Genomic DNA, 14,478 nt, shown 5'->3' with positions numbered 1-14,478 from the left:
CACTGCGCGGGCGTGGTGTGCGCACGCCTACGCACCTTGGAAGTGAGGCAACGCCTTCACCGGTAGCGCCCTTCAAACACCGATAAAAGAGTACCGAAATGGACGTTCGTAGCCCGCTGTTCCAAAACATCGCCTGCATCCTGATGGGGGTGATGTTTCTAAACCCTATTGTCAGCACCGCTGCAGAGCTGACGGTGGACGCGGCAGCGGGCGGCAACACGAGCCTTGGCAATGCGCAAAATGGCGTGCCGGTGGTGAACATCGCCACGCCTAACGGCAGCGGTTTGTCCCACAACAAATTCACCGACTACAACGTCGGCCAGCAAGGCCTGATCCTCAACAACGGCACCGCGGCGTTCAACGAAACCCAACTGGGCGGCGTCATTCTCGGCAACAGCAACCTTAACGGTCGTGCCGCGAACCTGATCCTCAACGAAGTCACCGGCGGCAATCAGAGCCAGCTCAAGGGCTATACGGAAGTGGCCGGGCAGGGCGCCCATGTCGTAGTCGCCAACCCCCACGGCATCACCTGCGACGGCTGCGGTTTTATCAACACGCCGCGCGCCACACTCACCACCGGCACGCCGGTCATCGACAACGGCAAGCTCGACCACTTCGACGTCAACGGCGGCGCAATCAACATCGAAGGCGCCGGCCTTAACGCCTCGAACATCAGCCAGTTCGACCTCATCACCCGCAGCGCCAAACTCAACGCCGAGCTGCAAGCCCAGCGCCTGAACATCATCGCCGGCCGCAACGAGGTGGATGCAACCACCTTGGCCGCCACCGCCAAAGCCGACGACGGCAGCACCAAGCCCATGCTCGCCATCGACAGCTCCGCCCTGGGCGGCATGTACGCCGGCGCTATCCGCCTGGTCGGTACCGAGGCCGGCGTGGGCGTAAAACTCGCCGCCGACATGGCCGCCAGCGGCGGTGATATTCATATCGACGCCAACGGCAAACTCACCGTTGCGCGCGTCGCCAGTGCCGGCAGCGTGAGCGCCAATGCCAAGCACATCGACCTCACCGACAGCGTTTACGCCAGCCAGAACGCCACGCTGACCGCCGACCAGATCGACATCGCCAGCAGCCTCGCCAGCGGCGCCAACCTCAGCCTCACAAGCGCCGCCATCACCAACAACGGCAGCCTCGAAGCCGGCGTAAAAGCCGACGGCAGCGGCAACAGCGCCGCACTGCTCGATATCCAAGGCGGCACGCTAAACAACAACGGCAGCGTCAGCTCCCAAGGCCGCTTGAACACCGATCTGCAACGCCTCAACAACGCCGGCAAAACCATCGTCGCCGTGGGCGATGCCAGCGTAAAAGCCACCACCATCGACAACCGTGGCGGCAAGCTCGTCGCCCAGCAAACCCTCACCGTCACCGCCGACAACCTCGACAACCGCGCCGGCACCCTCGCCAGCAACAAAGCCCTGAGCCTCACCTTGGCCGACACCCTCAACAACAGCGCCGACGGCCTGCTGCTGAGCAAAGCCGACGGCCTGACCCTCACCGCCAAAACGCTGAACAACGCGGGCGGCACCGTGCAGGCCGACGGCAACACGCTGACCGTTGTCACCACCGATACCGACAACAGCGCCGGCAACCTGCAAGGCGACAGCGTCAACCTCACCACCACCGGAACACTCACCAACGACGCCGGCCGCATCGCCGCCACCCAAGGCCAACAAACGCTCACCGCAGGCGCCGTCAGCAACCAGGCCGGCAGCCTGCTGGCCAAAACCGGTCTCACCGTTAACGCCGCCAGCTTGAACAACAGCGACGGCACCGTTGGCGCCAACACCGTCGGCCTGAACCTCGGCGGCCACCTCGACAACACCGATGGTCTGGTCGAATCCGCCACCGCCTTGCAGCTCAAAGCCGGCAGCGTCAGCAACAGCGGCGGCAAACTGCGCGCCCTCGGCAGCAGCGGCACCAGCGCCTTCGAAATAGGCGGCCTGTTCAGCAACGATGGCGGCCTGGTCGAAGTCGGCAACGCCACCCTCAGCCTCACCAGCGCCAGCCTCAGCAACCAGCTCGGCACCGTGCGCCACCTCGGCAACCAGCTCGCCCTGGCCCTGGCCGATGTCGGCAACGCAGGCGGCAGCTTTATCACCAACGGCGACCTGACCCTCAACGTCGCCAACTGGACCAACACCAGCCAGCTGCAAGCCAACAGCATCAGCCTCAACGTCGGCAACTTCAGCCAAACCGCCACCGGCAAACTGCTCTCCAAACAAAGCATCACCGCCACCGGCGACACCTGGCAGAACGACGGCAGCATCGAAACCGACGGCGCCCTCAGCCTGACCCTCACCGGCGCCTACAGCGGCAACGGCGCACTGCTCAGCCAGGGCGACCTGACCGTAATCGCCGCCAGCGTCGACACCGGCGCACACGCACAGTGGAAAGCCGGTGGCGATGCCAACTTCAGCATCGGCGGCACCCTCATCAACCGCGGCAACATCACCGCCGCCCAACGCCTGCTCGCACGCGCCAACACCCTCAACAACTACGGCACCTTTGGCGCAGCCACCACCTTGCGCATCGAAGCCGACAGCTTGCTTAACGACGGCGGATTGATCTTCAGCGGCGCGGATATGGCGTTGCGTACCGGGAGCTTTGTTAACCGCTTGGCCGATGTATACAGCCTCGGCAACCTCGACATCGCCGCCAACGACGCCGGCGATGCCGCCACCCTGGTGGAAAACCGCTCCGGCACCCTCGAGAGCAGCGGCAACCTGAGCATTCACGCCACCACCATCAGCAACATCCGCGACGTGCTGAAAACCACCCAGAGCAAATACAGCGCTCGCATTACCGAGCTGCCGTGCAGCCGTTACTACGGCGCCAGTGACTGTGACGGCAAGCGCAATGGCGTGTGGGAAATAGAAGAATTCGACCGCCTCGCCGTCAGCGCCGACAGCACCGCTGCGTCGTCTCTCACCGCAGGCGGCACGCTCAACCTGCGCGGCACCACGCTCACCAACCAGAGCAGCTCCATCAGCGCAGGCAGCGACCTCACCGTGCGTGTGGCCAACCTGCAAAACACCGGCATCGAACCCGGCGAAGTGCGCACGTATCGCGTGTTCAAATCCGAGCGCACCGACAACATCGGCAGCTGGCAACGCGAAGCCCAGCAATTCACCGCCACGTACTGGAACAAGAGCAGCGTCGACTCCAACAGCCTTATTGCCGCGCTCGCCCACTTCATCGGCCGTACCGAACGCGAGAACGAGGCTTTCCGCGTCATCACCCCAATGCCCAGCGGCGACCTCAGCTACTCCGGCATCATCCAGACAGCCGGCACGGTCGACATCACCGCCCAGGCCGACTTCGACAGCAGCGTAGTGCGCCCCACCTTCGCCTACGTTGCCGGTGGCAACACCGCCGACACCAGCAGCGCCGGCAGCAACTTCGCCACCGCCATCAGCATCAACCCGCAGCTACCGCCCGACACCACCCAACAAGCGGTCACGCTGCCCACCTTCACCTTGCCCCAAGGGCAAAACGGCCTGTTCCACGTCAACACCGAGAACAGCCACCCGTACCTGATCGAAACCAACCCGGCGTTCGCCACGCTGCGTGGCTTTCTCAGCTCCGACTACTTGCTCAACATCATCGGCTACAACCAGGACGTGACCCAGCGCCGCCTCGGCGACGGCCTGTACGAACAACGTCTGGTGCAACAAGCCATTGTCCAGCGCACCGGCAAACGCTTCCTCGACGGCCTGGCCTCCGACGAAGCGCAATTCAAATACCTGATGGACAACGCCATCGCCAGCAAAGCCGCGCTCAACCTGGTGCCCGGCATTGCCCTGAGCGCCGAGCAAGTGGCCGCGCTCACCCACGACATCGTGTGGATGCAAGAGCAAGAAGTGAACGGCCAGAAAGTGCTGGTACCGGTGCTCTACCTCGCCCAGGCCACCGACCGCATAGCGCCCACCGGCGCCCTGATTCAGGGCCGCGACGTCACCCTGATCGCCGGCAGCGACCTCAGCAACAGCGGCACCTTGCGCGCCACTAATGCCCTAAACGTCAGCGCCAACAGCATCACCAACAGCGGCCTGATGCAAACCAACGAACGCCTGTCCCTGCTCGCCACCGACAGCATTCGCAACGCCCAGGGCGGCATCATCGCCGGCAAAAACGTCAGCGCCATCGCCCTCACCGGCGACATCACCAACGAACGCAGCGTCACCACCCACCAATCCGCCAAAAAAGGCTTCGAACGCCGCGAAGACTTCGTCGACAACGCCGCCGGCATCGAAGCCAGCAATGCACTGACCTTGTCCGCAGGGCGCGACATCGTTAACCAGGGCGGCAACCTGAAGGCCGGCGGCAACGCCGAGCTCAGTGCCGGGCGCGATCTGCTGATCGTTAGCCAGAGCGAGACCGACGTCGCCAACAACCGCAATCGCAAGGGGTATAGCAATCGCGAGCAGGTGAAGCAGTTTGGTTCGGTGGTCGAGGTGGGAGGGGATTTGACGGCTGAGACGGGGCGAGACCTCGCTGTAGTGGCAAGCAGCGTCAAGGCGAAAGGCGATGTTGATCTGCAAGCCGCCGGCGACCTCACCATCGGCGCGGCGGCCAACGAAAGCCACTACGACGGCAAACACAAAGGCGGCAGCCGCAAGACCGCGCGCACCGAAGACCATGTCAGCCAGGTCGGTTCGGTAATCGACGCTGGCGGCAACTTCACCAGTAGTTCAGGAGCAAATACCACGCTGATTTCCAGTCAGGTGAATGCCGGGCAGGAAGCGTATTTGTATGCCAAAGGCGACCTCAAGTTGGAGGCTGCGCAGAACGAGGATTACAGCTACGCGTATGAGAAGAAAAAGAGCAGTGGCTTCTTGTCGAGTAGCGAGAAGTCCAAACTCACCGAGCAGACGCAGATCACCAACGTCGGCTCCACCATCACTAGCAAAGGTGATGCGGTTCTTATCGCTAAAAACGATATTCGGGTGATGGGCAGCACGATTGAGTCGACCAAAGCGGACGTCAGTCTGGTGGCGGGTAACGATGTTCAAATTGGCGCGGTATCCGACCTGACTCAACGCCTACAGAACCAAAAAACCAGTAAAACCAGCTGGGGTGGATACAAGTCCGGCAAAGCCGCCAATGACGTATCCGAGACCAGCACGCAAGCTGTCGGCAGCCTGATTTCCGGCGATAACGTCTCGATTCAAGCCGCGCGAGATGCCCAAGTTACGGGCTCCGGTGTCGTGGGCACGCATGACGTCGAACTGGTCGCCGCCCGCGATCTGAAAGTGGATGCCGCGACCAACACCTTTGATCGTGAAGAGAAATACAAGGTCAAGAGCCGTGACTTCACCGGCATTCTTACCGGCAACAACCTGGGCCTGGACGACATCACCGGCAAACAACACCTCTCCATTAGCAATGGAAAGGGCAACAGCAGCGCAGCCGAAACCACGCTATCCGGCAGCACCATCGGCTCCAGCGAAGGCAGCGTCAGCCTCACGGCGGGGCGCAAACTGGATGTCGTCGCCAGCGATCTGGTTAGCACCAAAGATCTGACCTTAACCGGTTCGGACGTTACGATTGCGGCGGGCATAGAAACGGCCAAGCAGAGCAGCAAAGACTCTTCTAGCAGCTTGGCTGTAGGCCGAGTGGTTGGCGGCCAGATCGTCGATGCTGCAAAAAGTATTCGCAATGACTTACAAGCTGCGAAGGATGCCGACGACAGCCGCCTAAAAGCCGTCAAAATTGCCCAAGCCGGGCTGTCGGCCTACAACGCTTACAACACCGGTGACACCGCAGCGGCGAATATCTCCGAAGGCAAGCCAGCAAACAGCAGCGGCTCGTTAATCAAGATCGGGACCGAAGTAGCGTCCACCCACAGTAAAAACATGAGCGAGTACAGCAGCGAAACCGCTAAGCAAGCTTCTCTGCTTAGCGGCGGTAGCCTGTCCATCGTGGCAACGGGTGCCAATACCGAGGGCGATATCCACGTTGTTGGCAGTAGCCTGACCGCTGAAGACACCCTACTGGCAGCCAAGCGCAACATCACCTTGGAGAGTGCGCAAAACAGCGCCGAGTGGGAAAACAAAAACAGCACCAACCGCGTAAGCGTGGGTGCCAGCTTCAATATCGGCGAGCAGAACGGCTTTACTATCGACCTCGGCGCGCAAGCCGCAAAAGGCAAAGGCACCGGCAATTCGGTAGAGCAGGTCAACAGCTCGCTAGATACCGGCACCTTGGTCTTGCGCAGCGGCCAAGACACCACCGTGGCGGGCGCACAAGTCCATGCTGAAACCCTCAATGCGCAAATCGGCGGCAACCTCAATATTGCATCTCGCCAAGACGAAGAGAACAGCAAAAACAAGCAAGTAAGCGGTGGCATAGGCATGAGCATTTGCGTGCCGCCCATTTGCTACGGTTCCACCGTCAGCGGCAGCGCCAACATTGCCGCCAGCCAAAACAAGAGCGCCTATGAAGCAGTAATGGACCAAAGCGGTTTGTTTGCCGGCAAAGGCGGCTACAACATCATTGTCGGCAAAACCACGGATCTGCACGGCGCAGTGATTGCCAGCGAAGCAAGCGCCGGCAAAAACCTGCTGAGTACGGACCGACTTGTAGTCAGCGACATCAAAAACCGCAGCGAGCTAACAAGCCAAGCGGCCAGCATCAGCGCCTCCTACAGCTCTGACGGCGCAACCAAAAAAAATACCCCCGTTGAGGGCAGCTCGGGCATGGGCGGGGGCATTCCGCTACAACTCACCGAGAACGACCACAGCGCCACTCGCAGCGCTGTAAGCGAAGGCAGTATCACCGTGCGCAGCGCAGACGGTGCCAAGGATTTGGTCGGCCTCAACCGCGATACCGCCAACGCCAATCAGGCACTGGACAAGCCCGACCAGAAGGCCATGCAGGAGCGCATGGACCTGATCCAGAGCACCGCTGAATTGGGCGAGAGCATCGCTAATACCGTCGCGGCAGCTAAGCAGAAGGAAGCGAGTGAGAAGGCCAGCAAGGCTAAAACCGATGACGAGAAAGCCGCCGCCGTAGCCGCGCAGAATGAGGCTGACGCATGGAAGGCCGGAGGTGATAAACGAGTCATCGCCGATGTGATGACTGGGTTAATAGCAGCCGGGTTTGGTGGCACCAGTGGCGGCACTGCGGTCGGTATTGTCGCTAACACGACAGCCGCAGATACGTATAACGCCATAGGCAATTATGCGGCGCAGAAAAAGCGTGATGCTGTGAATGCCGGCGATACCGCAATGGCCGAAGCTTGGGGTGAAGGAGGCGCTGCGCGCGTGTTGCTCCACGCCCTCGCAGGCGCAATGCAAGGACTCGCCGGGGGAAATGTTGCCGAAGGAGCGCTGGGCGCCGGTTCTTCAGCGGCCCTAATGCCGGCTATTGCCAATGCATTGAAAAACAGTGGGCTGAGCGAGACCGATCAAGATGCACTCGGCAAGTTGGTAGCTACTGGTGTTGGCGCGGTTGCGGCCAGTGGAAGCAACGGTTCTGGGCAAATTACAGCAGGCGGCACAGCTTCGGGGGTAGAAAGCTACAACCGCCAACTCCACCCCGACGAGATTGAGTTCGCTAGTGACGATGCCAGGGTGAAAAAATTCGCCGAAGCAAATGGTTTGACTGTGGATGAAGCGAGAAAAGAGCTTCTGCGCACCGCCGCCGCGATGGTTGACCGTGGCTGGAACACCGTTTTGACGGAGGAAGATGGGAAAACCAGCCGGGCAGCCGGCTACCTTAGAGCTGAGCTAAGTCAGTCGAAAAATGATCAGTTATTTCAAGTCACCTTGGCAGATTACAACGACGAACGCGTTGGGCTGGTGGAGCTTTTCAGCGACAAAATTGCTCTGCAAAAACTCCTCCAGAACGTATCACTCGTAGATCCGCTCAGCTTTCAGCGTGACGGGCGTTATATGCAGGCGGTGCTTAACGCCAAAGGTCAGGGCAGCGCAGAAGGCGCTGCGGGCGTTGTCGAGGGTAGCGTTAGCAGCCTTTCTAAAACAGCACTGTGGGCAATGGGAGCTGCGAATTGCCCGTCCTGCGCAGTAAGAGATATTGAGGATGCATGGAACTCGGTTCTGAGCCTCCCCGAAGAAATGCGCATGAAGGGATATCTCGACAACTTGCATATTATGCAAGGGCGTGGCCTAGACGTTGTTGGAGAAAACGCAGCCACGAGTGCCGCCATTGGCATTGGTATAGGGCTAGCTATCGATGGCGGGTTGGCTGGGATTAAACTTCCTTCTACGATCAAGGAAGTGACGAGCTCTGGAAAGCCCATTGTTGAGTTATTTGGTGGTAAAAATGCGCAGACACCAGGAGCTATAAATATAGACATACGTCCTGACATAGAATCAGGGATCAGAGCTGATGCAACGAAACTGCCATTTAGAAACGAGTCTTTGGGAGAGATTGTAGCTACAAACCCCTATATGGGGCCGGGAGGGACTATGATGGATTTCTTGCCAGAGGCATCGCGCGTGTTGGAAGTCGGCGGAAAAATTTACATCAATGCGAATGCAAGAAACCCGTACGGAAAACTACCTGCTCCAGAAGTCTTAGAGTCAATTAATCTTAAGGTTGTACAAGACGCTGGGCGATTGGATGAGCGCTTTAGCGGTCAAACATTTATGCAATCCGACGGGGTAAAACCTGTTCTGGATCTTTCTAGTATGCGCACCATAGTCCTGGAGAGAATTAGATGATTATAAATATTAGTTTTGATTTGTTAGATGCGTATTTAGCCGTTTATGGGGGTTTTTTAAGTTCTGAAAAGCAGTTGAAAATATATGTGGAAGGTGGTCTTGGAGTCGGCCCTGAGTGCCGGGACTTATTTCCAAGACGGTATTTTTATGATCCTTGGACCAGAAATAAATTTAGTGAATGTAAAATTGATAATGATTTGTTGGAAGCGCGGGTTGAGGGTACGGGTGAGCTAGTAAAATATTTCGATAAAACTATAAGTAAGGAAATATTGAAATACGAGTACGTGGGCGGCTGCTGGTTCGTTTTCGAGGAGGTATTTTCAGCAAAAAAAAACACATTTGGAAATGCTTTCATTGAGGACGGTGTAATGTATTTGAAAGGTTCCAACTTCCAAAATTTGGAGGTAGAAGACAGTCCGGATTCCTCGGAATACGTTTTAGAAGGCTCTTTAAGCGATTCATTGGGGGGCGGACAGGTGTCTTGGCAAATTCACGCTAAATATTTTTATCTGGAAATTTAGCTGCTTCGAAGCTACATCACTCAGTTATTTGCTCAGGAACATGGGGAGATTCTATTAAACAGCTCTAAATTACGAGGCACATAGACCCAGCATCCAGTGCGGGCGGTTAACAGGAGTCGATCGTTTGTTGATGAGATTGAGCATCTATCAGGGCTGTGGGTTGAAAGGGGAGGCCAGGGAGGCCGGATTAGAGCAGTTTAATAAACCTGTCCCCTTTTATACAATCGCATTGAATATCAACTGCCGAAATCAACCAAGGATGCTGTGAAGACAGTATATGATCCGAAGATGTATCAAAATATGCCGAGCATGGCAAATGAAGCTGCTCATAGAGCTCTGGTTCAATATCAGATCACGGGAAATACATCACAGCAGGTGGTTGTAGGCAATATTAGATTTGAAGTTCCGATAAGCATTCGAAATGGCGAGATGTATGTTCCCACAGCTTTCCCAGTAGGAGTGATTAAATGAAGTGGGGATCTCTTCCAGGTGATTCTAGAGACTTGTTGTTTTGGGTGCTCTGGTCTGCAGTTGGACAATATGCTGATTTTGGTATGGATGATTTGTTGGCGAGGCTCTTGACTGTGCGAAATGGCCTATTGGGCGATCCAGGATGGGAGTTTGGCTATGAAGGAAATTACGCTGGAAGTGAACTCTATAGTTTTTCAGCGGATAATAGCTTCAGCGGAATAGTGCCTGAATATAGGGCGTACAGCGTGGACGTGGTTCGTCACGCTATCAAGGAATCGTTGTTGGCGCTCGCTGAGAAGTATCCGGCTAAAGCGGATGAAGCGGCAAGGTTGATAGTTAAATATGAGCTCTAAAGGAAGGGGGAAAGGCGACGGATTTATTAAACAGCTCTAATTTACGAGCTAGATAGACCCAGCATCCAACGCGGGCAGTTTACAGGAACTGATCGGTTTGTTGATGAAATTGAACATCCATCAGGGCTGCGAGTTGAAAGGCGAGGGCCAGGGCGGCCGAAATAGAGTAGTTTAATAAATCTGTCCCCTTTTTTTCCACTAGACGATGGATGGAAAGCTATGACCATTCGGGAGCCGTAATTCGTTTGCATCCGAAAAGCATAAACGGCCAAACGGTGTACGCTCAGCACTATCCACCAACTGGCGCGGAATTAAACAGCTGGGGGCAACGATGAAAGCTGAAGAAATAATCGTAGAAAGGCTTATCTTAGCGGTTAAAGGTGGGTTTGATATTCAATCAGTATCGAAAGAGGCGTTGGCCATCTATCAAGATCCAGACATTAAAATTTCCAAAAAGCTCGACATGATTTTGTTATCGCTTATAGCTATGGAGGAAGGAGCTGAGTTCGAATACACCGAGAATGATTTTCTTGCGTTATTAGCTGAGCTTAGAAAAAAGGCGGAGGGAAGAGGGGAGTGAGAAAAATTGGGGTATTGCACTATTTCCCATTTTTCGCACCGTTCATTTCGATTATTTAAAAACGAGCTATTAGTGAAATCAGATTTCTGGAGAAGGAAATGTCTGCTACCCAAATTGGCTTGGCGGAAACGACCTATCTGATTAATAAGCTTTCGACCATAGTTGATTTTAAAAAAGATTTACCTCTAAACCTTTTCAAGGGAGAAACGTATAAGTTTTGGTTCTTCGAGAGGCCACTTTTGGGCTATACGGATCTCGTTCAGGGCCTCGCTTTACGAAGCTACATCGATTATGAAACCGATCTATTAGTGAAGTTTTCGGGCAGCGAGATTGCTGAAAACTTGCTTTTTTGCGTGGATCGGGAGAAATCTGAGGCGAAAATCGAGTGGCTGTCCAGAAATTCCCTTGATTTTTTTTGTGGGAAGGTCGGATATCCTATCGTGCTATTTAATCAAAGCTTCGATTGGGTTGCGTTTGAAAGTGCGTTTGAGGAGTTTGGTGTTATCGCGGTCAAAGAGGCCGCCTCAGAATCAGGGTTTTGTAAATACTTAAATCAAGAATTCATTTCCTTTGACGATTTTTTGAGTTTGGCCAAAGGGACGAATTCGGAAGGTCTGATGGCGAAGGAGTTTCTAAAATATTATGGATGAGAAATGGGGGATTTATTAAACAGCTGTAATTTACGAGCTAGATGGACCCAGCATCCAGCACGGGCAGTTTACAGGAACTGATCGGTTTGTTCATGAAATTGAACATCCATCAGGGCTCCGAGTTGAAAGGCGAGGGCCGGGGCGGCCGAAATTAGATTGGTTTAATAAATCTGTCCCTTTTTCTTGAAAAAAGCTGCAAAACAACAAGTTGCTTAATCCAGAAAGGAAGGAAGTTGTTTTATTTGCGCCAAATGTAACTAGTGCACAGCAAATAAGGGCTTACGGAAATGCTGGTATAAAAGTTGTGAGTAGCATGGAAGAACTTATGGCTTACGGGAAAAGCAGAGGGGGGTTGTAATGAGTGACTCAGCAATGATCGTTTCCTCTCATGAAGTTACAGAAGAGGAGTTTCATTCACTAATTAATTCTCTGGGCGGTGATTTAATTCGTCCATTTCGCGGTTCGGTCGCATGTGATGAATCGACCGTTTGGGTTGGGTTAATATATGAAGATGAATTTCGAGATTTTTATGAGGAAAATTTGTTAGGTTGGGAGGCGTATTTAAGAGGAGCGCCTAGAGCGATAATAGAAATGCGACTAGATCACGCGCCCAAATCGCGCGATTTATGCTTGGAAGTCGCTTTTGAATTCGGAAAAAGGTGGCCTTCTTTATTAGTTGATGTCGACGGTGTTGATGTCCCGTACTGCGTATTGGCGGAAAGGTTGCGTAAAGAAAAATAAGTAAAGAAAGGGGCTGAAAAAAGTGGGCAGATTTATTAGGTTGCTCTAACTTGCGGGGGAAAAGGGGACGGATTGAACCACCCCCGATATTTCGGACACCCCTGAAAGGGGGCAGTACCAGTCGTTTAATAAATCTGCCCCTTTTTACAGTGAGTTTGAAAATGCTAGAGTTATTTGGCCAGCCTTACGACGAATCAGACCCCTGCTGGGTAGTAAAGGGTTACTTTGATCGAATGTATCATGATGGGCACTTCATTAAGGCTCTTGAGCTAATCGTGAAGCGGTGGGGCTGTAGCACGGATGGAGCCTCCTGTAGTTTCCCAGATCTTGATAGTTTATTTGAAGAGGAAAACTTTGAAGGGGTTGAGTTTTCCTATGGCTATCCTCCCGGAATAGAGAATACCATTGTTGTAAGTGAAGATGGTTGCGCTAGATATATACGGTTAGCATGCGATAAATATTTGGAGTTGCACCCCGAGGATCGTAAAAAAGTGGAGGTTATTTTAGAGGGAGCTCTATTCCCTATTTGACCGAGGTAGATATTTATAAGTCAGCTGCTGCGGCTTTTGGAAAAGCAAATGCCAAAATAGGGGATAATTTTATTTATCAGCTATGGCTAGGGCTGGCCAAATTATTAGTTTAAATAATCTGTCCCCTTTTTTACGGAGATGTTGGCGTGGTAACTGAAAATTCAGGAAAACTTGTGGTTACTATTCTTCGTAGGGCCAGTGAATGAATGAGTGGCTCTATCCTTCGACAGTTCAGGCTGTTGAGCGTGCGTGCGCTTTATTTCTAAGCGGTAAGTTGGCTGGGAGCGACCTGCAATCTGTTTTATACAAGGCAGAGCAGGAGGTTGTCGCATATGAGGAACGATGGTTTAGGTCTTTGTTGTGTGATGCTGAAAATAGAATTGAAGAAATCACTTACACGGAGTCATCTGAACGACATTCCGCGTTGATTGCTCTAGTTGTTCAGCAGCTACTTGAAAGCATGCAGCGTTGGGGAAAAGGGGAGAGATTTATTAAATAGCTCTAATTTGCGAGCTAGATAGACCCAGCATCCAACGCGGGCAGTTAACAGGAGCCGATCGGTTTGTGGATGAGATTCAACATCTAACAGGGCTGCGAGTTGAAAGGCGAGGGCCAGGGCGGCCGAAATTGGAGTGGTTTAATAAAATCTGTCCCCTTTTTCTTGTGAAGACAGCTTGAAGCTAGCAACAACTGAGTAAGTGGAGCATTTGAATGGATCGTTGATGGCGGGAATGTAACTCATCGGCGTTTTATTCCGGGCGGGAAAGTCACGGCGGCTGCCGAATCAGATCCCTAGGAAATAGGAGGAAAAAATGTCTCCGTTCAAGATACTGATTGGATTAGGTTTGATGTGTTGGTCGACGATTGTTCTGGGATTTAGGAGGGGATGGGTTAAAAGAGGTGACGTTTTTGACTATGCTATCACTCTGCTTATGAGCGGCGAAGACGCGAACAGGAGAGATATTACTGTTATTGCGGGCGGAGAATATCTGAGCGACGAGGAACTGCTCGGCTTGCTGCTCCAGCAAATAGAAAGGCCGGTTGGTGCTTCTGATTTGGATAAGTGGCGATTGGCTTTTTTATCATGTATCGAAGCCTCAAACGATACCGATGATGAGAAAATAAGCCGACTTCAGGAAGTCTAGGCAGATTTCGACTATCCGGAGGATATGGCTTCTTGTAGCATATATTCCCAAGATGGTTTGCCACCACTAATTGCCATGCATGACATTATTAAGTTTTTAAGAGGTAAATATTCGCTCTAAATATTTAAAACCCCATCCCCATTGAAAATGGCTACAGAGCAGAAACTCACGAGATTTGGTAATCGAGTGGATACAGCCTACTACCAGCCATAGTATTAGCGTGTGATTAACTATTGGAGCGGTTATGAAGTGGTTTCTTGTAGTGTCGGGGTTATTGGCTGCTACTGGCTGTACCCACGCGCCGCCTTACGCGGTGCCCGCTGGGGCGCCGCAGGCGCAGATTCGCAGTGAGCTGAAGTCGATGGACAACTACCGCAATGGCGTCGAGATTTCCGAGGCGGATACGACGGCTTGCAAATACGGGCGTACGGTGTCGGTCAAGGCGGGGGCGCAGCTGTTTTCAGTGCACCAAGACGTTTCAAAGCCGGCGGGATTTATAGCGATTGAGGCGGGGCGCCCATTGCATTTAGTGATGCTGGGCTGGGCGAATGCTAACCGCAGTTGCACGGTGCAGTTCATGACTGAGTTTAAGCCAGGCGCTCGTTATGTGATTGGAGGTGGCATCGTTGATGAGCCTGGTCAACTGAGCGGTTGCTTTGTGAATATCGTCGACATGGACACGGGCGAACGTTTGGCTAAAACACCGGCGCCATCGCTAGCGCGCAATTGTGCGGCGGATAATGTGTCCCTGTTGAAGTGAGTGGACGCGGTTAGTGCGTTAC

General features: G+C 53.9%; 10 protein-coding genes and 1 pseudogene. All 11 read left to right on the top strand.

Annotation, left to right across the window (positions count from 1 at the left end; genetic code table 11):
* The first annotated feature begins 98 nt into the window (after positions 1–98).
* Positions 99–8,705: a two-partner secretion domain-containing protein gene (locus tag AC0IW7_RS15305; RefSeq protein WP_471819153.1), complete on the top strand. Its 8,607-nt coding sequence runs from the start codon at positions 99–101 to the stop codon at positions 8,703–8,705.
* Positions 8,702–9,226, top strand: a complete 525-nt coding sequence (locus tag AC0IW7_RS15300; protein WP_471819151.1) for a hypothetical protein — start codon at positions 8,702–8,704, stop codon at positions 9,224–9,226. The genes AC0IW7_RS15305 and AC0IW7_RS15300 overlap by 4 nt, the downstream gene beginning before the upstream one ends.
* A 467-nt stretch (positions 9,227–9,693) precedes the next feature.
* Entirely contained in the window at positions 9,694–10,050 is a 357-nt protein-coding gene (locus AC0IW7_RS15295; protein WP_471819149.1) for a hypothetical protein, read from the top strand.
* A 331-nt stretch (positions 10,051–10,381) separates the two neighbouring features.
* Positions 10,382–10,630, top strand: a complete 249-nt coding sequence (locus AC0IW7_RS15290; RefSeq protein WP_122495293.1) for a hypothetical protein — start codon at positions 10,382–10,384, stop codon at positions 10,628–10,630.
* A gap of 98 nt (positions 10,631–10,728) precedes the next feature.
* On the top strand, positions 10,729–11,280 hold the full coding sequence (locus tag AC0IW7_RS15285) for a hypothetical protein (RefSeq protein WP_471819147.1): 552 nt from the start codon (positions 10,729–10,731) through the stop codon (positions 11,278–11,280).
* Between the two features lie 357 nt (positions 11,281–11,637).
* Positions 11,638–12,021, top strand: coding sequence for a hypothetical protein (locus tag AC0IW7_RS15280; protein ID WP_471819145.1), 384 nt, complete (start codon positions 11,638–11,640; stop codon positions 12,019–12,021).
* A 161-nt stretch (positions 12,022–12,182) separates the two neighbouring features.
* Positions 12,183–12,551 (top strand): ribonuclease toxin immunity protein CdiI, encoded by a 369-nt coding sequence (gene cdiI / locus AC0IW7_RS15275; protein WP_471819143.1) that lies wholly within the window; start codon positions 12,183–12,185, stop codon positions 12,549–12,551.
* Between the two features lie 202 nt (positions 12,552–12,753).
* Positions 12,754–13,050: a hypothetical protein gene (locus AC0IW7_RS15270; protein ID WP_471819141.1), complete on the top strand. Its 297-nt coding sequence runs from the start codon at positions 12,754–12,756 to the stop codon at positions 13,048–13,050.
* Between the two features lie 14 nt (positions 13,051–13,064).
* Positions 13,065–13,229 (top strand): annotated as a pseudogene (locus tag AC0IW7_RS15265) (hypothetical protein); the annotation flags it as partial.
* Positions 13,230–13,363: 134 nt separating this feature from the next.
* Positions 13,364–13,696, top strand: a complete 333-nt coding sequence (locus AC0IW7_RS15260; RefSeq protein ID WP_471819139.1) for a DUF2247 family protein — start codon at positions 13,364–13,366, stop codon at positions 13,694–13,696.
* A 244-nt stretch (positions 13,697–13,940) separates the two neighbouring features.
* A complete protein-coding gene (locus tag AC0IW7_RS15255) occupies positions 13,941–14,456 on the top strand; it encodes a hypothetical protein (RefSeq protein ID WP_471819138.1) in 516 nt (171 codons plus the stop codon).
* The last annotated feature ends 22 nt before the right edge of the window (positions 14,457–14,478 follow it).

The sequence above is a fragment of the Pseudomonas sp. AC229 genome (genome assembly GCF_979254655.1).
Note: the sequence above shows the minus strand (reverse complement) of the source record. Positions and strands in the feature narration are given on the sequence as shown.

Excerpts from the sequence above, each read along its gene's own strand:
- AC0IW7_RS15305 (WP_471819153.1), top strand. The coding sequence starts at position 99 with ATGGACGTTCGTAGCCCGCTGTTCCAAAACATCGCCTGCATCCTGATG.
- AC0IW7_RS15300 (WP_471819151.1), top strand. The coding sequence starts at position 8,702 with ATGATTATAAATATTAGTTTTGATTTGTTAGATGCGTATTTAGCCGTT.
- AC0IW7_RS15295 (WP_471819149.1), top strand. The coding sequence starts at position 9,694 with ATGAAGTGGGGATCTCTTCCAGGTGATTCTAGAGACTTGTTGTTTTGG.
- AC0IW7_RS15290 (WP_122495293.1), top strand. The coding sequence starts at position 10,382 with ATGAAAGCTGAAGAAATAATCGTAGAAAGGCTTATCTTAGCGGTTAAA.
- AC0IW7_RS15285 (WP_471819147.1), top strand. The coding sequence starts at position 10,729 with ATGTCTGCTACCCAAATTGGCTTGGCGGAAACGACCTATCTGATTAAT.
- AC0IW7_RS15280 (WP_471819145.1), top strand. The coding sequence starts at position 11,638 with ATGAGTGACTCAGCAATGATCGTTTCCTCTCATGAAGTTACAGAAGAG.
- cdiI (WP_471819143.1), top strand. The coding sequence starts at position 12,183 with ATGCTAGAGTTATTTGGCCAGCCTTACGACGAATCAGACCCCTGCTGG.
- AC0IW7_RS15270 (WP_471819141.1), top strand. The coding sequence starts at position 12,754 with ATGAATGAGTGGCTCTATCCTTCGACAGTTCAGGCTGTTGAGCGTGCG.
- AC0IW7_RS15260 (WP_471819139.1), top strand. The coding sequence starts at position 13,364 with ATGTCTCCGTTCAAGATACTGATTGGATTAGGTTTGATGTGTTGGTCG.
- AC0IW7_RS15255 (WP_471819138.1), top strand. The coding sequence starts at position 13,941 with ATGAAGTGGTTTCTTGTAGTGTCGGGGTTATTGGCTGCTACTGGCTGT.